Source organism: Brevibacterium antiquum CNRZ 918, assembly GCF_900169145.1.
Classification (GTDB): domain Bacteria; phylum Actinomycetota; class Actinomycetes; order Actinomycetales; family Brevibacteriaceae; genus Brevibacterium; species Brevibacterium koreense.
The window spans coordinates 226,651-247,104 of the sequence record NZ_FXZD01000003.1 but is presented as its reverse complement, the minus strand read 5'-3'; the positions used below and the strand labels follow the sequence as shown (position 1 = coordinate 247,104).

The window sequence follows — 20,454 nt, the reverse complement described above, 5'->3', positions numbered from 1 at the left end:
GAGAGACATGGACCGCGACTCGATCGAATGCTGGTTGACCGACATGGACGGTGTCCTGGTCAAGGAGAACAATCCCCTGCCCGGCGCGGCCGAGCTCCTCGCGCAGTGGCGTCAGGCCGACATTCCCTACCTGGTGCTGACGAACAATTCGATCTACACCGCCCGAGACCTCTCTGCTCGGCTCCGCTCGAACGGCCTCGACGTTCCCGAGTCGAAGATCTGGACCTCGGCGATGGCCACCGCAGACTTCCTGTCGAACCAGGTCGAGCACGGCACCGCCTATGTCGTCGGTGAGGCGGGACTGACCACCGCCATCCACGAGGCGGGGTTCATCATGACCGAGAAGGATCCGGACTTCGTCGTCGTCGGCGAAACCCATTCCTACTCCTTCGAGGCGATCACCAAGGCGATCCGCCTCATCCAGGGCGGTTCGCGCTTCATCGTGACCAACCCCGACGCCACCGGCCCCAGCCCTGAAGGTATCCTCCCTGCCACCGGCGCCATCGCCGCCCTCATCACGAAGGCCACGAACCGTGACCCCTATGTCGTGGGCAAGCCGAACCCGATGATGTTCCGCTCCGCACTCAATCAGATCGGCGCGCACTCGGTGAGCACCGCAATGATCGGCGACCGAATGGACACCGACATCATTGCGGGAATGGAGGCAGGCATGCACACGGTGCTCGTTCTCTCAGGCATCTCCACCGCCGAGGATGTGCGCCATTTCCCCTTCCGCCCCAACGAGATCGTCAACGGAGTCCATGACCTCCTCGACGTCCCCCTCGATCAGCGGGATTCACTGGGACCCGACGCCACCGGCTCCGCCTGAGGCGCCCCGCGGGACACCGAGCCAACTCGCCTCAGCGAACTCGACTCACTGCAGTGACGAAGTCAGGCGCATGACTGACTCCAGGTAGCGGCGGATGTAGGGTCGCTGCTCCCATTCGTCGAGGGAGAGCTCACTGCTCTCGGCCTGGTACTCGGCGACCACCTCGGCGATGTCGTGGACGAGGTCACCGCCTGTCGTGAGCAAGCTGATCTCGTAGTTGAGGCCGAATGAGCGCATGTCCAGGTTCGACGAGCCCATCACCGCGTACTCATCGTCGACGATGAGGCACTTGGTGTGCAGGACCTGCGGCTTCGGGTAGCGGAAGATCCGCACTCCGACTTCCAGCAGCGACCGGTAGTACGAGGCCTGGGCGAAGTCGACCATGAACTGGTCGGCCTGTTCGCTGACGTAGAGTTCGACGTCGACGCCGCGCTCGGCGGCGGTGACGACGGCGGCCAACAGGGACTCGTCGGGCACGAAGTACGGGCTGACGATCGCCAGACGCTTCTGCGCCAGGTATATCAGCGAGGTGAAGACTTTGAGGTTGGGTTCGGTGGTGAAGCCCGGGCCCGAGGGAACGAGCTGCATGGCGCTCGTCTGCCCACCCACGTCCGGTAGGTAGGCATCACGATCATAGGTCCTGATCCCCAAGGCCTCATCGCATTCGGTGTACCAGTCGGTGGCGAACACGGCCTCGACGGCGGCGACGATGGGCCCGGAGAGTTCGACCATGATGTCGTGCCAGGCCCGGCCGATCTTCACGTTCGACTTCTTCAGGTACGAGGAGTCGATCATGTTCTGGGACCCCATCATCGCCTTCTTCCCGTCGACGACGAGGAGCTTGCGGTGGTTGCGCAGGTCAATGCGCCGGGCCTTCCCACGCCAAGGGATGAAGGGCAGCATGAGGTGCCAGTCGATTCCGCCCTTGGTCAGACGCTTGCCGAGGCGGTGGAATCCCGGATACTTCCGCGAGCCGATGTGGTCGAAGAGGACCCTGACCTTCACACCCCGGTCAGCGGCACGTTCGAGTGCGCGGAAGAAGACGTCGGTCGTCGAATCCCAGGCCATGATGTAGATCTCGACGTGCACGTATTCGCGCGCCTCATCGACGAGTTCTGACATCCGCTTGATGCTGGCCTCGTAGTCGCTGGTGACACCGTGGCTGTCGCCGGTGACCATCGGCAGAGCCGTGAGCCTGCGCCCCAGCTGAGCGATCGACACGAACCCGGGGGCAGTCTGCAGCGACGGGGGCACGTCGGGCAGGTCGTCGGCACCCTCGTGCATGAGCTCATCGGCCTGCGCCTGAATGCGTGCCCGACGCCGATTGATGTAGGGGCTGCCGAGCATGAGGAACAGCGGGATCCCGACGATGGGGACGAACAGGATGAGCAGCAGCCAGGCCGAGGACGAGGAGGGCCTGCGGTCCTCGGGGACGACGCCGACGGCGATGATCTTCACCACGTATTCGATGACGATCCAGCTCGCGCCCAGGACCGACGCCACGACGCTGTAGTCCACGTACATCCTCTCTGTCCTCGACTGATTCTGTGTTCCACACTAACTGAGCCTGTTCCCAGCAGATGACAGCACCGCCCGCCGAGGTGGCCCTGCACTTCCGTACGGAAGCGTGGAACCACCTCGGCGGGCGGTGTGCTGGTCTCGGTGAGCTCAGATCCCGAGTTCGCGGGCGATGAGCATGAGCTGGACCTCGGTGGTGCCCTCCCCGACCTCGAGGATCTTCGAGTCGCGGTAGTGGCGGGCGACGAGGTATTCGTTCATGAAGCCGTAGCCGCCGTGGATCTGTGTGGCGTCGCGGGCGTTGTCCATTGCGGCCTCACCGGCGACCATCTTCGCGATCGCGGCTTCCTTCTTGAACGGCAGCCCGGCGAGCATGCGTGATGCGGCCAGGTAGTAAGCCGAGCGGGCGGCGACCACGCGGGCCTCCATGCGGGCGATCTTGAAGGAGATGCCCTGGAAGTCGGAGATCGGCTGACCGAAGGCCTGACGCTCCTTGGCGTACTTCACGGATTCGTCCACGCAGCCCTGCGCGGCACCGACGGACAAGGCACCGACGGCGATGCGTCCCTCGTCGAGGATGCGCAGGAAGTTCGCGTAGCCGCGTCCGCGTTCGCCCAGCAGGTTCTCTTCGGGCACCTGCACGTTGTCGAAGGTCAGCGGGTGCGTGTCCGAGGAGTTCCAGCCGACCTTGTCATAGGCCGGTTCGGCGGTGAAGCCAGGGGTGCCGGTGGGGATCATGATCGTCGAGATCTCAGGCACTTCGCGGCCCGACTTCGACGTTCGGGTTCCGGTCACGGCGGTGGCGGTGACCAGGCGGGTGATGTCGGTTCCGGAGTTCGTGATGAAGCACTTGCTGCCGTTGATCGTCCAAGTCCCGCCCTCCAGTGTGGCCTTGGTCCGCGTGCCGCCGGCGTCCGAGCCAGCTTCGGGTTCGGTCAGGCCGAAGGCACCCAGCCCGGAGGCGTCGGTGAGTTTGGGCAGCCATTCGCGCTTCTGCTCTTCGGTGCCGAAGCGGTAGATCGGCATGGCACCCAAAGAGACGCCGGCCTCCAAAGTGATGGCCAGCGACTGGTTGACGCGGCCGATCTCCTCGATGGCCAGGCACAGGGCGAAATAGTCCCCGCCCATGCCGCCGTACTCTTCGTCGAAGGGCAGGCCGAAGAGGCCCATCTCGCCCATCTTCGCTACCAGGTCGTAGGGGAACTCGTGCTTGGCGTCGAGTTCGGCGGAGACCGGTGCGACCTCTTCGTCGGCGAACTTCGCGACGCCCTGGCGCAGGTCCTCGTATTCTTCGGGCAGCATGCCCGGAACGAAAGCTGTCATGATTTCCTCCCCGCTCAATGCGTGGTCAGTGGATTTCTTGTGGTCAATGAGTTTGTTGTGATCAGTTGGCTGCTGGTGCGGCGGCTGCATCGTCGCTTGCGTCGGCGGCTTCTGCTGCGGCTTCGTCGACGACGGTGGCGAGCACCTCGTCGAGTCCGACCTGGGCGCCTTGGACCGCGGTGACGGTGACGCTTCCGGTCGCCGGTGCGGTGAGCACGTGCTCCATCTTCATCGCCTCGACGACGACGATCGGATCGCCCTGTTCGACGTGGTCTCCGGACTCGACCTTGACTTCGACGACAGATCCGGGCATCGGGGCAAGCACCTCGGCGCCGTCGAGACCCGGGGTCAGGGACGTGTCGGACTGGGTGCGGGTGAACGCGTAGACGCCGCGGTCGCTGCTGACCCAGATGCTGCGGTCCCGAGCATCGGAGAACACGCGGGCCGTGTACTGGGTATCGGCGACGCGAACATGCCACAGGCCGCTGTCATCGACAGTGACATCATCGGCGACTGCTTCGACCTTGAAGACATCGCCCCCGAAGTTCAGCTCCACGACAGGACGGAAATCCGGACGTGAGGTTCGCCAGGCAGTAGGTCTCCCCCACGCCGAGGCTGGTGCCGGGTTTCCTGCTGTCGCTGGGTTTCCGACAGTGCCCGACAGGTCAGGCTTCGTGATCGCTCCGGTGAGGTCGGTACCTGCACGGCCCGCCGTGACGAGCACTGCTGCGGCTGCGATCTGCCGGTCGATTTCGCTCGCGGTGTGTGCTAGCTGGTCCTCGTCGAGGCGGTCGATGAGCGAGGTGTCGAGGTTACCCGAAACCACCTCGTCAAGGGTGATGAGCGTGCGCAGGAAATCAATGTTCGTCACGATCCCGGGCACCGCCGAGGCGGCAAGCGCGGCATCGAGACGGGCGATCGCGGCGCCGCGGTCCGGGGCGTGGACGATGAGTTTGGCGATCATCGGGTCGTAGTCCGAGGCGATCGTCTGCCCGGCTTCGAGCCCGGCATCGACGCGGATGCCCTCACCCTCGGGGAAGACGACATCGAGCGCACGGCCACCGGTGGGCAGGAATCCGCGGGAAGGGTCCTCCGCATAGATACGCGCCTCGATCGCATGCCCGGTCATCGTGACGTCGTCCTGGGCCAGCGACAGTTCTTCGCCGGCACCGACACGCAGCTGGAGTTCGACGAGATCAACGCCGGTGACCTCCTCGGTGACCGGGTGCTCGACCTGCAGACGGGTGTTCATCTCCATGAAGAAGAACTCATCGGGGCGGTCGGCGCCGACGATGAATTCGACGGTGCCGGCCCCCCGGTAGCCCACGGACTTCGCGGTCTCGCAGGCCGCCTGGCCGATCCGCGCACGGGTCGCCTCATCCAGCAGTGCCGAGGGCGCTTCTTCGATGACCTTCTGATGGCGTCGCTGCAGCGAGCACTCACGTTCACCGAGGTGGATGACGTTGCCGTGCGCATCGGCCATGACCTGAACCTCGATGTGACGCGGGGTCGCGACGAGGCGTTCGAGGAACAGCGTGTCGTCTCCGAAGGAGCTCGCGGCTTCACGGCGCGCGGTGTCCAGAGCCGCAGGCAGCTCGGAGGGTTCGAAGACCGCGTGCATGCCCTTGCCGCCACCACCGGCGGAGGGCTTGATGAGCACGGGGAAGCCGATGTCGGCGGCCGCTGTGACAAGTGAATCGTTGGACATGGCAGCGTCCTTGGTGCCGGGCACCAGCGGGACTCCACGCTGAGACACGGCATTTTTAGCCGTGATCTTGTCACCCATGATGCGGATGGCTTCGGCTCCGGGGCCGAGGAAGACGATTCCGGCATTCTCGCAGGCGGCGGAGAACTCGGCGTTCTCGGACAGGAACCCGTAGCCGGGGTGGATCGCTTCAGCGCCGGTGGCGTTCGCTGCGGCGATGACCTTGTCGATGCGCAGGTAGGACTCGGAGGCCTGTGCCGGTCCCAGGTGCACGGCGGTGTCGGCGGCCTTGACGTGGGCGGCATGGGCGTCGGCGTCGGAGTAGACAGCGACTGTTCTGATGCCCAGTCGGCGGCAGGTGCGGATGACGCGCAGTGCGATTTCGCCGCGGTTGGCGATGAGTACGGTATTGAACATGGATGAGCTCACATTCTGAAAACGCCGTAGCCGCTGGCATTCAGCGGGCGTTCCATGGGTCCGAAACGGGCGAGTTCGAGTGCCAGGGACAGCACCTGACGAGTGTCGGCGGGTTCGATGATTCCATCGTCCCAGAGCCGGGCCGTCGAGTAGTACGGATTGCCCTGGGCTTCGTACTGATCGCGGACGGGCTGCTTGAACGTGTCCTCTTCCTCGGCACTCCAGGTCTCGCCACGGCCTTCGATCTGATCGCGCTTGACCGTCGAGAGAACGCTGGCGGCCTGTTCGCCGCCCATGACGGAGATGCGCGCATTGGGCCACATCCACAGGAAGCGTGGGCTGTAGGCACGGCCGCACATCGAGTAGTTTCCGGCGCCGAAGGAGCCGCCGATGACGACGGTGAACTTGGGCACGCGGGCCGTGGCGACGGCGTTGACCATCTTCGCCCCGTGTTTGGCGATGCCGCCGGCTTCGTAGTCGCGACCAACCATGAAGCCGGAGATATTCTGCAGGAAGATCAGTGGCACGCTGCGCTGGTCGCAGAGTTCGATGAAGTGCGCCCCCTTCTGAGCGGATTCGCCGAAGAGAATACCGTTGTTTGCCACGATGCCCACCGGGTGTCCGTCGAGGTGGGCGAAACCGGTGATGAGGCTGGTGCCGTACTCGGCCTTGAATTCGTGGAATTCGGAGCCATCGACGAGGCGGGCGATGACTTCGTGGACATCGTAGGGAGTTCTCGAGTCGACGGGCACCACCGAGGTCATTTCCTCGGCAGCATGCTTGGGTTCCCGGGGCTCGATGACGTCCCAGTTGACCGCCGACTTCGGTCCCAGCGTGGAGACGATATCGCGCATGATCTCCAGGGCGTGGGAGTCATTGGCAGCGAGGTGGTCGGTGACGCCGGAGACGCGCGAGTGGAGTGCTCCTCCGCCGAGGTCCTCGGCCGAGACTTCCTCACCCGTTGCGGCCTTCACCAGGGGTGGGCCACCGAGGAAGATGGTGCCCTGTTCACTCACGATGATCGACTCATCGGCCATTGCCGGCACATAGGCACCGCCGGCAGTGCAGGAGCCGAGCACGGCCGCCAGCTGCGGGATGCCTGCGGCGGAGAGTGTGGCCTGGTTGTAGAAGATGCGACCGAAGTGCTCCCGGTCGGGGAATACGTCGTCCTGGTTGGGGAGGTTGGCTCCGCCGGAGTCGACGAGGTAGATGCAGGGAAGGCTGTTCTCTTTCGCGACTTCCTGGGCGCGCAGATGCTTCTTCACCGTGACCGGATAATAGGTTCCGCCCTTGGCCGTGGCGTCATTGGCCACGATGACGCATTCGCGCCCGTTGACGCGGCCGATGCCCGTGATGATCCCTGCTCCGGGGCTGGCATCGTCGTACATGCCGTTGGCGGCCAGAGGCGAAAGTTCGAGGAACGCTGTGCCCGGGTCGAGGAGGCCTTCGACGCGCTCACGCGGAAGCAGCTTGCCTCGATCGATATGGCGTTGCCTGGATTTCTCGGGTCCACCCAGGGCCGTGACCCGGATGCGTTCCCGGAGTTCAGCGATGAGTTCGGCGTGGGCATCGGCGTTCGCCTGCCCCGTTGCCGGACTGACCGCAGTTCCCACTGCTCTCATTTCACTCCCCGTTTCAGTTAATGTTTGTTAACTGAATGCTATGATACTGCTCAAAAGCCGTTGTGACAATGCGCACGATCGAATGCCGTGCCGACGGCCTCGCGCGGAGTTCGCAGAAGAAAAAGGGGGTGACGGATATGGTGCCGAAGTCGGTGCTGCCGCCAGTGGCAGACGGGTCAGCGCCGCTCGCAGACGGGTCAGCGCCAGTGGCAGGGACTTCCCGGGCCGCAGCGAAGGCAGCGCGACGTGAACAGCTGCTGTCGGTGGCGAAGAATCTCTACGCCCAACATGGCTTCCATGGAGTCCGTCTCGATGACCTGGGCAAGGGTGCGGGGATCTCTGCACCGGCGGTCTATCGCCATTTCGATTCGAAGGAAGCGGTCCTCGAGGAGCTCCTCGTCGGTATCTCCGAATATCTGAACTCGGGTGGGGACGCGATCATCACGGGCCATGACAACGGCTCGTCCACCTCGGCGCTCATCGAGCTCATCGACTTCCATGTCGCCTTCGCGATGCGCGAGCCCGAACTCATTCGGATTCAGGATCGGGACCTGGCTGCACTGCCCGAGACCTCACGGCGCACCGTTCGTCGCCTGCAGAGAAGCTATGTCAGCCAGTGGTCTGAGGTCGTAGCGCGGGCCAATCCGGGATGGTCGCTCGATGCGGCGACCGTGCGTGTGCATGCGGTCTTCGGCATGATCAATTCGACCCCGTACCAAGCCCGACGCTCAAGCGCCGAGGTGGTCGGGGTCGAATTGCGGGCCGCCGCTCGGGCAGCACTGGGTATCGCCTGACGCCGCTCAGGGGACGATGACGAGCTTTCCTCGCGTGTGTCCTTCCGCGCTGGTGCGGAATGCTTCGGGCACCTGATCGAGGCTGAAGGTCTGGGCAACCTCGACGCTCAGTTCGCCGGACTCGACGAGCTCGGCCACGCGTGCGGTCTGCGAACCGTAGGGGCGGACCCAGATGTAGCGTCCGCCGTGTTCGGCCACCGAGGGATCTGCGACGGAGGCATGTGCCCCGCCGTCCCTCAGCACCGCGAGGGTGGTCTCGAGCATTTCTCCGACGAAGTCGACGGCCCCGTCGATCGGGCCGCCTGCGAGCTCGAGGACGCGATCACTCAGTCCGTCCCCGTAGGTGACCGGTTCGGCGCCGAGGGTGCGCAGATAGTCATGGTTGGCCTCCGAAGCGGTGCCGATGACTCGGGCGCCGAAGGACTTTGCGATCTGCACGGCGAAGCTGCCTACTCCCCCGGAGGCTCCGTGGACGAGAACGGTCTTGCCGTTGATGTCACCCAACGCTTCGAGGGTGCGCAGGGCGGTGCCACCAGCCAACGGCAGTCCGCCCGCCTGTTCCCAGCTCAGGGAGGCCGGCTTCGCGGTCACCGAATGAACAGGCACAGCCACCTTCTCGGCGAAGGTGCCGGCACCGAGGACGTCCTTGCGGGCGTAGGCGATGACCTCATCGCCGATCTGGAACTCGGGGACATCTGCGCCGAGTCCGATGACGACGCCCGCAACGTCCCAGCCTGGGGTGACGGGGAACTGGGTCGGCATGACCGGGTCGAGGTGTCCGCCGACGAGTTTCCAGTCGACCGGATTGACTCCGGCGGCGCGGACCTCGATGAGCACGGATGCCGGCGGAACCTTCGGGTCGTCGACGTCGCGAACCGTGATGTCGCTGAAGTCATCGGTGTACTGGTCATAGACTGCTGCACGCATGTGTGAGGACCTTTCGAAGGGACGACATGTCTTAGGCGTGGCCGTCACCGGCCTGCCACAAACAGAACACGATGACAGCGACTGCTATTCCTATAAGGTTCAACGGCACTGGGCCGGGCCGGTTGATTCCGACCCGGCCCAGTGCCGTGACTGTGTCAGCGGAGTGACCCGGTGACAGTCCTATTCGTACGTGTTGTTCGCTGCAGCACGCTCAACGAGTGAGGCAGGTGGCACAAAGCGATCGCCGTAGGTCGCGGCGAGTTCCTTGGCACGTTCGACGAATCCGTTCAGACCGCCCTCGTACTGGTTGACGTACTGGAGCACGCCACCGGACCAGGCCGGGAAGCCGATTCCGAAGATCGAACCGATGTTCGCATCCGGAACCGAGGTGAGCACACCCTCGTCGAGGCATTTGATCGTCTCGATCGCCTCGGCGAAGAGCATCCGCTCCTGCAGGTCCTCGAAAGGCTGCGTCGCCGAACCGGAGTTGAAGTGTTCACGCACACCGGGCCACAGCTTGGCGCGCTTGCCGTTCTCGTCGTAGTCGTAGAAGCCGCGTCCGTCCTTGCGTCCGGTGCGCCCCTGCTCGATCATCCAGTCGAAGACGCCGTCTGAGGGGTGGCCTTCTGGCGTTCCGCCTGCGGCTGTGATTGCATCCTCGGTTTCCTTTCGGATGTTCTGCGACAGCGTCAGCGTCAGTTCATCGAGCAGCTGCAGAGCGCCGGTCGGGTAACCGGCCTGCAGTGCTGCCTGCTCCACCGTTGCCGGCTCCACTCCTTCACCGACGGCGGCGACAGCCTCGGCGATGAAGGTTCCGATCACACGGGAGGTGAAGAATCCGCGGGAGTCGGTGACGACGATCGGGGTCTTCTTGATCTGCTGCACGAGGTCGAAGGTGCGCGCCAGGGTCTCATCTGAAGTGTTCTCACCACGGATGATTTCGACCAGGGGCATCTTGTCAGCGGGTGAGAAGAAGTGGACGCCGATGAAGTCGGAATCGCGCTTCACACCGGTGGCCAGTTCCGTGATCGGCAGGGTCGAGGTGTTGGAACCAAGGACTGCGTCGGACTCGACGATGTCCTGGATCTCACTGAAGACCTGCTGCTTGACGGGCACGGACTCGAAGACCGCCTCGATGACGAAGTCGACTCCGGCGAAGTCCTCAACCGAGGCGCTCGGGGTGATCCGGTCGAGAACAGCCTTGCTCTTCTCTTCGGTCGTCTTGCCCTTGGCCAGTGCCGATTCCTCACGCTTGGCCGCATAGGCCTTGCCACGTTCGGCGGCTTCGATCTCGACGTCCTTGAGGACGACGTCGATGCCGGCCTTCGCTGCGGTGTAGGCGATGCCGGCACCCATCATTCCGGCGCCGAGGACGCCGAGCTTCTTCACCTGGCGAGGTTCGAAGCCATCGGGACGCGAGCCGCCGGAGTTGATGTGTCCGAGGTCGAAGAAGAACGCCTTGATCATGTTCTTCGCCACCGGCGTGTGAGTGAGGTGGACGAAGTAGCGGGTTTCGACTGCCAGTGCCGTGTCGATGTCGACGTAGGCACCTTCGACGGCGGCGGCAATGGCCGCGCGAGGAGCGGGCATCGGCGCACCCTTGGTCTGACGGCGCAGGAGCGCCGGCAGCGCGGGCAGCATCGCACCCAGCGATGGTGAGGTGGGTGCTCCGCCGGGGATCTTGAAGCCCTTGACGTCCCAGGGCTGAGTCGCCTCGGGGTTGGCCTTGACCCAGTCCTTGGCGCGTGCTTCGAGTTCGGCCACCGGAGCGAGTTCGTCGATGAGGCCGAGCTTGAGAGCGTCGGCTGCCTTGAACTTCGTCGAGGGCAGGATGGCCTTCTGCAGTGCGTTCTGGAGGCCCATCAGGCGCACGGCCCTGGCTACACCACCACCACCGGGCAGGAGACCCAAGGAGACTTCGGGGAATCCGACGCGCAGGCTGGAGACGTCCTCCGCTGCAATGCGGTGATGCGCGACGAGGGCGACCTCGAGGCCACCTCCGAGTGCGGCACCGTTGATGGCTGCGACGACGGGCTTGCCCAGCGTTTCGAGGCGACGCATGACCGTCTTCATGTGGTTGGTCAGTGCGGCTTCGGCTTCCGAGTTCTCAGGGTCGGCCGCACGCAGCTTGTTGAGGTCACCGCCCGCAAAGAAGGTCTTCTTCGCCGAGGTGAGGACGACGCCGGAGATGTCATCGACGTTCGCTTCGAGCCATTCCACGGTGCCTTCGAAGGCAGCCTTGAAATGGTCGTTCATCGTGTTGACCTTGGAATTCGGGTCGTCGATGACGACTGTGACGATTCCGTCGGAGTCGGTGGAATGCGAGTATGCAGTTGAAGTCGTTTCAGTGTTCGTCATGTCAGACCCTTTCGATGATCGTCGCAATGCCCATTCCGCCGCCGATGCACAGCGTGACGAGACCACGCTTGAGATCGCGACGTTCGAGCTCGTCGAGGACGGTCCCGAGGATCATGGCACCGGTAGCACCCAGCGGGTGTCCCATGGCAATTGCTCCGCCGTTGACGTTGACCTTGTCATGCGGGATGTTGAGGTCCTTCATCCATTTCAGGACCACTGCGCCGAAGGCTTCGTTGAGCTCGAACAGGTCGATGTCATCGACGGTCAGGCCCGCCTTGTCGAGCGCCTTCTGCGTCGCGGGAGTGGGACCGGTGAGCATGATGGTCGGCTCGGATCCGGTGACGGCAGTGGAGACGATGCGAGCCCGCGGCTTCATGTTCATCGTCTGTCCCACCTCGGCGTCGCCGATGATGACGAGGCTGGCCCCGTCGACGATTCCCGAGGAGTTCGCGGCGGTGTGGACGTGGTCGATCTCTTCGACCCAGTGGTATTTCTGAAGAGCAACCTCGTCGAAGCCTGCTTGCGCGGCGACCTTGGTGAAGGCTGGGGACAGCTTCGCCAGCGACTCCACCGTCGAACCGGGGCGCATGTGCTCATCGGTGTCGAGCAGGGTCACACCGTTGAGGTCTTTGACGGGGACGATCGACTTCTCGAAGTAGCCGTTTTCCCAGGCGTTGGCGGCGCGCTTCTGTGACTCCTCAGCGAATTCGTCGATGTCGGTGCGGCTGAATCCTTCAGTGGTCGCGATGAGGTCGGCGCTGATGCCCTGGGGCACGAAGTAGGTGTCGAAGTTCGTCGTCGGATCCTGTGCCCATGCGCCTCCGTCGGAGCCGAGGGGAACACGCGACATCGATTCGACGCCGCCTGCTAGGACGAGGTTCTCAAAACCGCTGCCGACCTTCTGTGCAGCGATGTTGACCGCTTCGAGCCCGGATGCGCAGAATCGGTTGATCTGAACGCCGGCGACGGATTCATCGAGACCCGCGACGAGAGCCGCGGTGCGAGCGATGTCTCCGCCCTGTTCGCCGACGGGCGAGACGACGCCCAAGACCATGTCGTCGATCGCCTTGTCGTCGAGATCGGGGTTACGCTCGCGCAGGGCATCGATGAGCCCTGTCACGAGATCGATTGGTTTGACGCTGTGTAGGGCTCCACCGCGGTTCTTTCCGCGCGGTGTGCGCACTGCGTCGTAGATGTACGCTTCGCTCATCTGTTCCTCACAGTCCTAGAGAACGGCCGATGATCGGTTTCGTGATCTCGGCCGTGGATACGTCAATGACGCTCGCTCAGCCTCACCGGCTGATCGATCGTTCAGTAACATTCACACCACCATTCAATACCAGTTGCCTGTGATGGTCAACACGGAAACGGCGACAGTCGGCACGTGCGCATTGGGAGTCCTGCACTGCGACAGACGCAATGCAGAAGACGGAGCGGGCTCGACGCGGGATGGGAGAATGAAGCATGCGTCGTTTTTTCGCAGTGACCTCGATCCTGGCCCGGAGAAGGACAGGCTGGATGTACTTCTGGCCGATCCTGGCATCGGCGTGCGTATATGTCATCGCACTGTCCGTCCTGGTTCCGCTCTTCGGTGTCGTCGAACGGGCAGGTGCCGATGAGGGGATCCCGACCCCTGCCCCGACCGCAGCGAAACAGCCCTCAGGCTCGCCCCCGAACTTCTCGATCGCAGTCGGCACCGACGACGAGGCGCAGGAGATGCCGGCGATCCAGAGCGCAATGACGGACTACCTGTCGTTCTCCGATGAGTTCTTCACCCGAATCGAGCAGGGCGCGATCGCTCCCGACTTCTCCACCCGTGAACGCGAGCTCTCCCCTGAGTCCGCCCGTGCCCAGGTCGAAGACGGAACTTCGGTTCTCGCAGTCCTGCTGCCGAAGAACCTCACCCCTCGAGTCATGGACGACATCGGGGCGTACTATCGCGGCGACGCCGACGCCCCGCGTTATACGATCACGGTCCTGGCCAGCCCGCAGGCCTTGAACGAAGACGAGTTCATCCTGGACCAATATCGGGACCAGGTCATCCGCCAGGCCGAAGAGCATATCTCCGAGCAGATTCGAGTCGTGGCCCGGAAGCTCGGGTGCGAGGCCGGTGGCCAACAGGACTGCCCACGTTCTCAGCAGGACGCGGAGCGCGCCTTCGAACGGCCCTTCGACATCAGGGTTGAGGATGTCAGCGGTCCACCAGCTGTCGACTACTTCAGTCAGGGATCCGATGGTGACGGTCCTCCGCCAGCTGCGCAGCCCTCTGCCCCAGCACCGAAGGTCACGGCGTCCACGCCGCACGAGTCACAGCCGTCCACGATTGCCACACTCTCTGCCATCATCAGTGCGCTCGTCCTCGGTGCAGTCACTCTGGCCATGTTGTCGTCTGCAGCCATCAATCGAGCGGCAGGCCTTCAGGTCGTCATCATCGGACCATGGCGGTCGCTGTCGCCGCAGAGACCATTCCCCAGAAGAACGCTTCTGAGCCAGAAGTTCGGCTTGGCCGCCGCCGGGACCCTGGCACTGACGACGGTTGCCGGCATCAGCTCGATCTGGCCGGGGAGGAACATCGTGGACAGCCTCGGCGCCTACCCGAGTCTGCGGATGATCGCGATCATCGGATCCCTGTGTCTGGTCTGCCTGACTGTGGCTGTCGTGGTCCTCGCCGTGACCGATACCCTGGGGGTGCTGGCCGGAGCCGCAGTCGCCGTCGGCGCGATTGCCGGGGGAACTCTCTGGACTGCTGTGGCGAGTCTTCTCGATCCGAGCTACTCGGGCCTGTGGGCCAAGGCTCAGGTGCTCATCGGTGGGAACAGGCAGACCGTTGTCGAGCTGGGGCCGACAGTCGTCGTTCTGCTGTTCATCCTTGTCGCGTCTTTGCTCGGAAGCCTCACCGCGACCGGCGCCTTCGACCGGAGATTCAGCACTCAGATCAATCGATCATAGGCCGAACCGAGCCGGCGCAAGAGAGAACCCCTGTGCCGGTGTGTTTTCACCGGGCACAGGGGTTCTTTGCCGAGCCGCCTGGGAGAATCGAACTCCCGACCTATTCATTACGAGTGAATCGCTCTACCGACTGAGCTAAGGCGGCAACCGACCTAACTTTAGCCAAAACCAGTACTCCTGGTCAAAAGGAGCATGACTGAAGTCTGAGTAGGTAACACAGCTCACATATGCTGGACCCTATAGACCAATCCTTGCGCATCTCAGAAGACACATGAGAACCGCTGAGCTGGTCGGCCCTCAGGTCGCCGAACTTCCCAACATCGGTGCCGTACTCGATCGTTGGCAGTCCGACGATGGACCTCTCCACCACCACACGGGAGACCTGGGCTGGTATTCACTGAGAGGCGCAGAAGCAACAGCCCAGGCGCTGCGGGTCTGGCGGCGCCAGGACAGGATCCTCGCAATTGGATTGCTTGACGGTGAGGACCTTCTGCGCCTGTCCGTTGATCCGGATCTCAACCATGACGACTCTTTGGCGCCACAGATCGAATCAGACATCGACTCATCGAACCGCACCGTCCTGGAGACGAACAGCACTGTCTTAGGGTCCGAAACGGCAATTGTCGAAGCTCGGGGAGCAACCCGCCTCCGCGATCGGCTGACAGAGCCAGGATGCTGGGGCGCGGACGAGCCCTGGCGATCGCTGCGGCAAGAAGCCTACAGCAACCGGGATCGCCATGAGCATCAGTCTGTGCAGAGAGCTCGAACAAGGGTGCTGTCGCGGCCTATTCGTCCGCTGGCTACATTCCCCGCACTCAAGTCAGGGATCTTCGCCGAGTCAGTTGAAGGTTCGCTGTCGTCACGTCTGACTGGCAGCTCACCCGTTAACCTGGTGAAGACAGACTTTCCAAGAGAGAAATGGGTGACGCACGTGGGCGAGTTCGACTCGAAGGACTTCATGAGTGATTTCAAGGCGCTCATAGAATGTGAGTCGTTCTCCCAGGATCCCGAATCACTGGCTCGCAGCGCTCAGCTCGTCTCCCGGATCGGCACCGGCCTGCTGGGGGCGGCTCCGCACATCATCGAAACCGATTCGCACCCCCACGTGCTGTGGCGCTTCGGCACCGGGCCCCGCAAGGTCGTGCTCATCGGTCATCATGACACCGTGTGGCCGACCGGCACGCTCGCCGAGTTTCCCTATTCGGTTGCCGACGGTGTCGTGCGCGGGCCGGGCGCCGACGATATGAAGGGCGGTCTGCTCATCGCTCTCTATGCGATGGCGCGCCTGCGTGACGAGCGCGGCAACCTCGACGGCGTCAGCATCCTCATGACCGGAGACGAAGAGCTCGGCTCCCCCGGCTCACGCCAGATCATCGAAGACGAAGCCCGTGGAGCCAAGGCGGCGTTGGTCTTCGAAAGCGGCGCGCCCGATGGAGGGGTGAAGATCGCCCGCAAAGGCGTCGCCATCTACTCACTCGAAGTCACTGGTTTGGCCGCCCATGCGGGCGTGGAACCGGAGAAGGGCATCAACGCCACAATCGAGGTAGCCAACCAGGTGGTCAAAATTGCGGAGCTGCATGACCCGTCCGTGGGAACTTCGGTTGTGCCGACCCTCATGCACAGCGGTTCGACGACGAACACCGTGCCTGCCAAGGCCGTTGTGGGTGTTGACTCCCGAGCCGCCTCGGTGACAGAGCAGGAACGCATCGACGCGATCCTCAGCACTCTCTCCCCCACTGTGGCCGGGGCGAAGGTCGACGTCCGAGGCGGAATCAACCGGGCCCCGCTGGAGGAGAAGATGGCGATGGGTCTCTACGCTCGAGCCCAGCGTCTGAGCGCTCACCTGGGGCACCCACCATTGCGGTCGGTCGCCGTCGGCGGTGGATCGGACGGCAACTTCACAGCCGGAGTCGGAACTCCGACCATTGACGGACTCGGCACTGTGGGCGGCGGCTCGCACGCAAGAACCGAGCATGCCCTGCAGCTGTGGATCCCTCGCCGGGTCGAGCTCACCACCGCACTGGTCGGCGAGCTTCTGGCCGAAGATGAACCTCCTGCTCAGGACTGAATTTCACAGCGCCCCGGTGCGGTCCTCGAGCAGCCAGGGGTTCGACAGCAGCACGAACGCCGATTCGACAATGAGCACGGGCGACATGTTCGTCTGCAGCCGTCGTCTCGCCTGGGTGATGGCGTCAATGCGCAGCAGAGTCGTGTCGGGTCCGTCCCTGTTCGCCTGCTCGGCGATGAGATCGACTTCGCCGGCGTTGATCCACCCGTCGCGGATCCCCAACTGGTGCATGAGGATGTCGCGGTAGAGACTCATGAGTTCGAGGAAGATCCGATCGAGTTCATCGTTGCGGGCGCGCACCGACCGTCGCTTCTGCTCCTCTTCGAGCTTCCTGATCTGAGATCTTGCCGAGGGTGGAATGGACTTCTCGGATTCGATGCCCAAAGTCGCCATGAGATCGCTGCGTTCCGAAGCATTGCGTTCCTCGACACGAGATTTTGCGGTCTCCGCGGCTTCGTCGACGATGCGTCCCGCCAAACGGATGGTTGCCCCGACGGAGGTCAGCTTGCCCGGGATCGCGAGGATCTGTTTGCGCTCCTCACCTGCGGACTCGTTGAGCGCCATGTATTTGGCCCGGCCGATGTGGTTCTGCGCCACGGCTGCTGCCCACTTTGCTCGGTCCTCATCGACGTGGTCTCGTTCGATGAGGAGCTGCGCCACGGCATCGCGAGAGGGAATGCGCAGACGAACTGGACGGCACCGAGAACGGATCGTGGTGAGCACATCGATGGGGCTTGGCGCGCACAGCAGCCACACCGTGGCTGGGGGTGGCTCCTCTATGGCCTTGAGCAGGACGTTGGCGGTCCGCTCGCTCATCCTGTCTGCGTCTTCGATGATGACGACTCGCCACGGGGAGTTGACTGGAGCTGACTGTGCTCTCGACACCAGTTCCCGCACTTCGTCAATGGCGATCACCGATTTCTGAGTCGACATGATCGTCAACGATTCGTGATGCCCCTTGAGCACGCGCGCGGTGACACCGTTGGGGTCTTCACGGCCGGAGATCAGTGCCGCAGCGAAGGCTCGTGCTGCATTGGACCGGCCGGACCCCGGAGGCCCGGTGAATAGCCAGGCATGGGTCATCGCACCCGGCGATTGGAGAGCGTACCTGAGCTGGGTGATGACGTCGTCCTGGCCGACGAGCTCATTGAAGACGCTCACTCAGTGACCTTCCGGGTTGTTGAAGCGCTGATGGTTGCGTTCTCGCTGCTTGCGCAGCCGCTCGCGTGCCTGACGTTCGATCTCCGCCTGGGCCTGCAGTCGCTCTCGACTCATCTGTCGGGGGCTGCGCACGGGCAGAATTGTTGTCTCTGCATTCTCGCCCCCGCTCTCGGTGCGGGGCCTGTCTCCCGTGCGGGGATCATCGTCGCTGCGATTCTCGACCTGCTTGACGACACGAGTCTGCGCTTCTTCCGAAGAACGTGTCTCGATCACGTCTGTCGGGACACCGTCATCATCGTCGTCGTCATTGTCCTGCACTGTTGCGCTCGGGGTGAAACCGCGGGCCGGCAGGACCGTTGTGGCAGCTTCTTCCTCGGACTCAGGTTCGGCCCCATCGACTGGTACTTGCCCGCTGGCCGACTGGTCATCGCTGCCCGGCTGGTCATCGCTGGCAGGCTGGTCATCACTGACAGCCTTGCCTTGGGTCTCCGACTGATCCAGCTCACCTGGTTGGCGCAGATCAGCGCCGAGGTCAACTCTCTCCGTCTCCACTCCGTCATTGCGCTCTTCGGATTCCCGACGCCCCCCAGCCTCTGGGACGAACCGTTCACCCGACAACGGGACGAACCGGACCCCGGGCTCGGGAGTGAAATCCTCATCGTCGGCTGTTGAGGCGTTCTCGATCAATTCTTCGTCTCGCGACTGCGCGGACTGCGCCTCGTCTGATTCCTCGGACGGATTGCCCACGACGGCCTCGGAGGGCTGACTTGCAGCCACCTCGGCGCCGGTTGACGCACCGGTGGCGACACCTGCATCGGGGGCGGACGCACTGCCCGCCTGCCGCGGCAAACGGGTGCGGATGGAGGTGAGGATTCCGTCGGTCAGTTCATCCTCGGATACCGATGCGTCGAGGACGACGTAGCGGTCGGGCTCTTTGTGTGCACGTGTCAGGTAGGTCTGCCGGACCCGCTGGTGGAACTGCTGGTTCTCCTCGTCGAGGTAGTTGTTCTCGCCGCGTGCGCCCATCCGCGCTGCGGCGATCTCGGGATCGATGTCAAGGACGATCGTCAGGTGCGGGACGAGACCCTGAGTCGCCCATTTGCTCAGCGCCAGGATCGTCTTCGGGTCGAAGTTGCGGCCAGCGGCCTGGTAGGCGATCGTCGAATCGATGTATCTGTCGGTGATGACGATGTTTCCAGCGTCGAGGCTCGGATCTACCAATGAGGCCACGTGGTGGGCGCGGTCGGCAGCGAAGAGCAGCGCCTCGGTGCGAGGGCTGGGCGGTTCGGAGTCGAAGAGGACAGAACGGATCTGTCGCCCCAGCTCGGTTCCACCTGGTTCGCGCGTGGCTTCGACGTTGTGGCCCTCATCGGCGAGAATCCGTGAGATCCGCTTGATCTGTGTACTCTTGCCCGAACCGTCACCGCCCTCAATGGCGATGAAGAATCCGGCTCCCAGCCGTTCCACGGAGTTTCCGATGCCGTCGTTCGCCCCGTTCTCGAGGGTGCTGGGCGGACGGAATCCGTGCACGATGTCAACGGACAGGCCTTGTAGGCCGTGTGGGTCGAAGATGAAGAGTCCGATGATGCCGGCGACCAGAGCGGCCAATCCCATGATTCCGAATGCAACGTCGCTGGGGGCCAACAGCCATTCCATGGCCGAACCGACAGGGACGGCGATGCCGAGGTCGATGGAGTTGAGGATGAGGGCGACAACTGCACCGCCGACTGCCCCGACCCGCCGCGAGAAGTCGTAGGGCTGTGAACGCACGCCGACTCCGACGAGGAAGGCGATGACTGCGGACAGGACGACCTTGCCGGAGAGCTCATTGATGGCTCCCGTAGCGATCAGCAGAATTCCTGACACGGCCAACGCGAACGCAGAGACACGCGGCCTCGACATTCCGGGAGCGAAGGTGGGCCCCATCTCGAATCCGATGGCCCAACCCACCAAGCACGACGCAATCATGAGGGCGAAGCCCGCTTGTCCGAAGCTGTGTTCGACAGCGGTCGGCTGCGCGAGGATGACTGTGGTTCCCAGCACCGCGAACAGCGCGATGCAGACCCACGGTGTCTTGATGGTCGCGGCAGGTCTGGCCACGCGAGCCTTGATCGCGGGGAATGCGCCAGTTGTCGCTGATTCGGCGTGGAGAGCGCGCTCGGGAGTGAGGAAGATGATCACGGCGCCGACGGCCATGGCGACGCCCACCAGGAGACTCATCCACCCCAGAGCCTGAGTGCCAGCGACGGAACCACCGATGATCTGGAAGGCGAAGGAGACGAAGACGAGGACCGCCGCAGGAATGCCGACCCTACGCCACGGCTTCTCGTTCGTGAAGGGATTGATGCTCAGCAGAAGGCCGACGACGGCTCCGAGGAACAGTGCGGTGACCCAGGTCAGCCAGGCGCTCGGCGCGAGGCTGAGGACGATGAGAAGCCCTGCCTCGACGACAGCACCAATGCTGAGTGCGAGTTTGCGGGCGGCTGGGCCCCTGCTCGCCAAGATCTTCTGCGGAATGAACAGTCCGGCGCCGGCGAGAACGAAGACGATGAGAAGCGACAGGCTCCCCAGCTGATTGTCGAAGTCTCCCACACCGAGACTGTCTGCCGTTGCAGTAAAGGCCCTCCCGCCGATCGTGGCGAAGAATCCGCTGGTGCCCGCCACGACATAGCTGATCGCCACAAGTACGATCAGTGCGCCCCAGGCAGCGGTCTCGGCAACCAACCGGCCAGGGGCTCCGGGAAGTCGATGTCCTGTAGTCGTCAACATACTCACAGACCTAC

13 protein-coding genes and 1 tRNA gene are annotated in these 20,454 nt (G+C 63.6%); 4 read left to right on the top strand and 10 right to left on the bottom strand.

The features are described 5' to 3' along the window. Positions 1–7: 7 nt before the first annotated feature. Positions 8–829, top strand: a complete 822-nt coding sequence (locus BANT918_RS06230) for an HAD-IIA family hydrolase (protein WP_101619428.1) — start codon at positions 8–10, stop codon at positions 827–829. Between the two features lie 45 nt (positions 830–874). Here the strand turns inward: BANT918_RS06230 and cls are convergent, their stop codons facing one another. The 4 genes from cls to BANT918_RS06210 form a co-directional block, all read right to left on the bottom strand. Next, positions 875–2,353 (bottom strand): cardiolipin synthase, encoded by a 1,479-nt coding sequence (cls, locus tag BANT918_RS06225; protein WP_009883380.1) that lies wholly within the window; start codon positions 2,351–2,353, stop codon positions 875–877. Positions 2,354–2,497: 144 nt separating this feature from the next. Continuing rightward, positions 2,498–3,670, bottom strand: a complete 1,173-nt coding sequence (locus BANT918_RS06220; protein ID WP_096167123.1) for an acyl-CoA dehydrogenase family protein — start codon at positions 3,668–3,670, stop codon at positions 2,498–2,500. A 61-nt stretch (positions 3,671–3,731) separates the two neighbouring features. Further along, positions 3,732–5,792, bottom strand: a complete 2,061-nt coding sequence (locus BANT918_RS06215) for an acetyl-CoA carboxylase biotin carboxylase subunit (RefSeq protein WP_101619427.1) — start codon at positions 5,790–5,792, stop codon at positions 3,732–3,734. Between the two features lie 8 nt (positions 5,793–5,800). Further along, positions 5,801–7,414 (bottom strand): carboxyl transferase domain-containing protein, encoded by a 1,614-nt coding sequence (locus BANT918_RS06210; protein WP_101619426.1) that lies wholly within the window; start codon positions 7,412–7,414, stop codon positions 5,801–5,803. A 68-nt stretch (positions 7,415–7,482) separates the two neighbouring features. Here BANT918_RS06210 and BANT918_RS06205 point away from each other — a divergent pair, with 68 nt between their 5' ends. After that, the gene (locus BANT918_RS06205) at positions 7,483–8,208 is read left to right on the top strand and encodes a TetR/AcrR family transcriptional regulator (RefSeq protein ID WP_291545251.1); all 726 of its coding nucleotides are present in this window, start codon (positions 7,483–7,485) and stop codon (positions 8,206–8,208) included. Between the two features lie 6 nt (positions 8,209–8,214). Here BANT918_RS06205 and BANT918_RS06200 read toward each other — a convergent pair whose 3' ends face one another. The 3 genes from BANT918_RS06200 to BANT918_RS06190 form a co-directional block, all read right to left on the bottom strand. Beyond that, positions 8,215–9,135, bottom strand: coding sequence for an NADP-dependent oxidoreductase (locus tag BANT918_RS06200; RefSeq protein WP_101619425.1), 921 nt, complete (start codon positions 9,133–9,135; stop codon positions 8,215–8,217). A 180-nt stretch (positions 9,136–9,315) separates the two neighbouring features. Next, positions 9,316–11,493, bottom strand: coding sequence for a 3-hydroxyacyl-CoA dehydrogenase NAD-binding domain-containing protein (locus BANT918_RS06195; protein ID WP_101619424.1), 2,178 nt, complete (start codon positions 11,491–11,493; stop codon positions 9,316–9,318). Position 11,494: 1 nt separating this feature from the next. Beyond that, on the bottom strand, positions 11,495–12,703 hold the full coding sequence (locus BANT918_RS06190) for an acetyl-CoA C-acetyltransferase (RefSeq protein WP_101570662.1): 1,209 nt from the start codon (positions 12,701–12,703) through the stop codon (positions 11,495–11,497). 254 nt (positions 12,704–12,957) lie between these two features. Between BANT918_RS06190 and BANT918_RS06185 the strand changes: the two genes are divergently transcribed. After that, positions 12,958–14,442: a hypothetical protein gene (locus BANT918_RS06185; RefSeq protein WP_145996946.1), complete on the top strand. Its 1,485-nt coding sequence runs from the start codon at positions 12,958–12,960 to the stop codon at positions 14,440–14,442. 72 nt (positions 14,443–14,514) lie between these two features. Here the strand turns inward: BANT918_RS06185 and BANT918_RS06180 are convergent. Next, a tRNA-Thr gene (locus BANT918_RS06180) sits at positions 14,515–14,587 on the bottom strand. 126 nt (positions 14,588–14,713) lie between these two features. Here BANT918_RS06180 and BANT918_RS17705 point away from each other — a divergent pair. Then, a complete protein-coding gene (locus BANT918_RS17705; protein ID WP_233430374.1) occupies positions 14,714–16,510 on the top strand; it encodes a M20 family metallopeptidase in 1,797 nt (598 codons plus the stop codon). Positions 16,511–16,513: 3 nt separating this feature from the next. Here the strand turns inward: BANT918_RS17705 and BANT918_RS06165 are convergent, their stop codons facing one another. Both BANT918_RS06165 and tmk read right to left on the bottom strand, forming a co-directional pair. After that, the gene (locus BANT918_RS06165) at positions 16,514–17,671 is read right to left on the bottom strand and encodes a DNA polymerase III subunit delta' (protein ID WP_101619422.1); all 1,158 of its coding nucleotides are present in this window, start codon (positions 17,669–17,671) and stop codon (positions 16,514–16,516) included. Next, on the bottom strand, positions 17,672–20,440 hold the full coding sequence (tmk, locus tag BANT918_RS06160) for a dTMP kinase (RefSeq protein WP_233430373.1): 2,769 nt from the start codon (positions 20,438–20,440) through the stop codon (positions 17,672–17,674). Between the last annotated feature and the right edge of the window lie 14 nt (positions 20,441–20,454).

Coding starts and splice junctions, on each gene's coding strand:
- BANT918_RS06195 (WP_101619424.1), bottom strand. CDS start 11,493: ATGACGAACACTGAAACGACTTCAACTGCATACTCGCATTCCACCGAC.
- BANT918_RS06215 (WP_101619427.1), bottom strand. CDS start 5,792: ATGTTCAATACCGTACTCATCGCCAACCGCGGCGAAATCGCACTGCGC.
- BANT918_RS06205 (WP_291545251.1), top strand. CDS start 7,483: ATGCGCACGATCGAATGCCGTGCCGACGGCCTCGCGCGGAGTTCGCAG.
- BANT918_RS17705 (WP_233430374.1), top strand. CDS start 14,714: ATGAGAACCGCTGAGCTGGTCGGCCCTCAGGTCGCCGAACTTCCCAAC.
- BANT918_RS06210 (WP_101619426.1), bottom strand. CDS start 7,414: ATGAGAGCAGTGGGAACTGCGGTCAGTCCGGCAACGGGGCAGGCGAAC.
- BANT918_RS06190 (WP_101570662.1), bottom strand. CDS start 12,703: ATGAGCGAAGCGTACATCTACGACGCAGTGCGCACACCGCGCGGAAAG.
- BANT918_RS06220 (WP_096167123.1), bottom strand. CDS start 3,670: ATGACAGCTTTCGTTCCGGGCATGCTGCCCGAAGAATACGAGGACCTG.
- tmk (WP_233430373.1), bottom strand. CDS start 20,440: ATGTTGACGACTACAGGACATCGACTTCCCGGAGCCCCTGGCCGGTTG.
- BANT918_RS06230 (WP_101619428.1), top strand. CDS start 8: ATGGACCGCGACTCGATCGAATGCTGGTTGACCGACATGGACGGTGTC.
- BANT918_RS06185 (WP_145996946.1), top strand. CDS start 12,958: ATGCGTCGTTTTTTCGCAGTGACCTCGATCCTGGCCCGGAGAAGGACA.
- BANT918_RS06200 (WP_101619425.1), bottom strand. CDS start 9,135: ATGCGTGCAGCAGTCTATGACCAGTACACCGATGACTTCAGCGACATC.
- cls (WP_009883380.1), bottom strand. CDS start 2,353: ATGTACGTGGACTACAGCGTCGTGGCGTCGGTCCTGGGCGCGAGCTGG.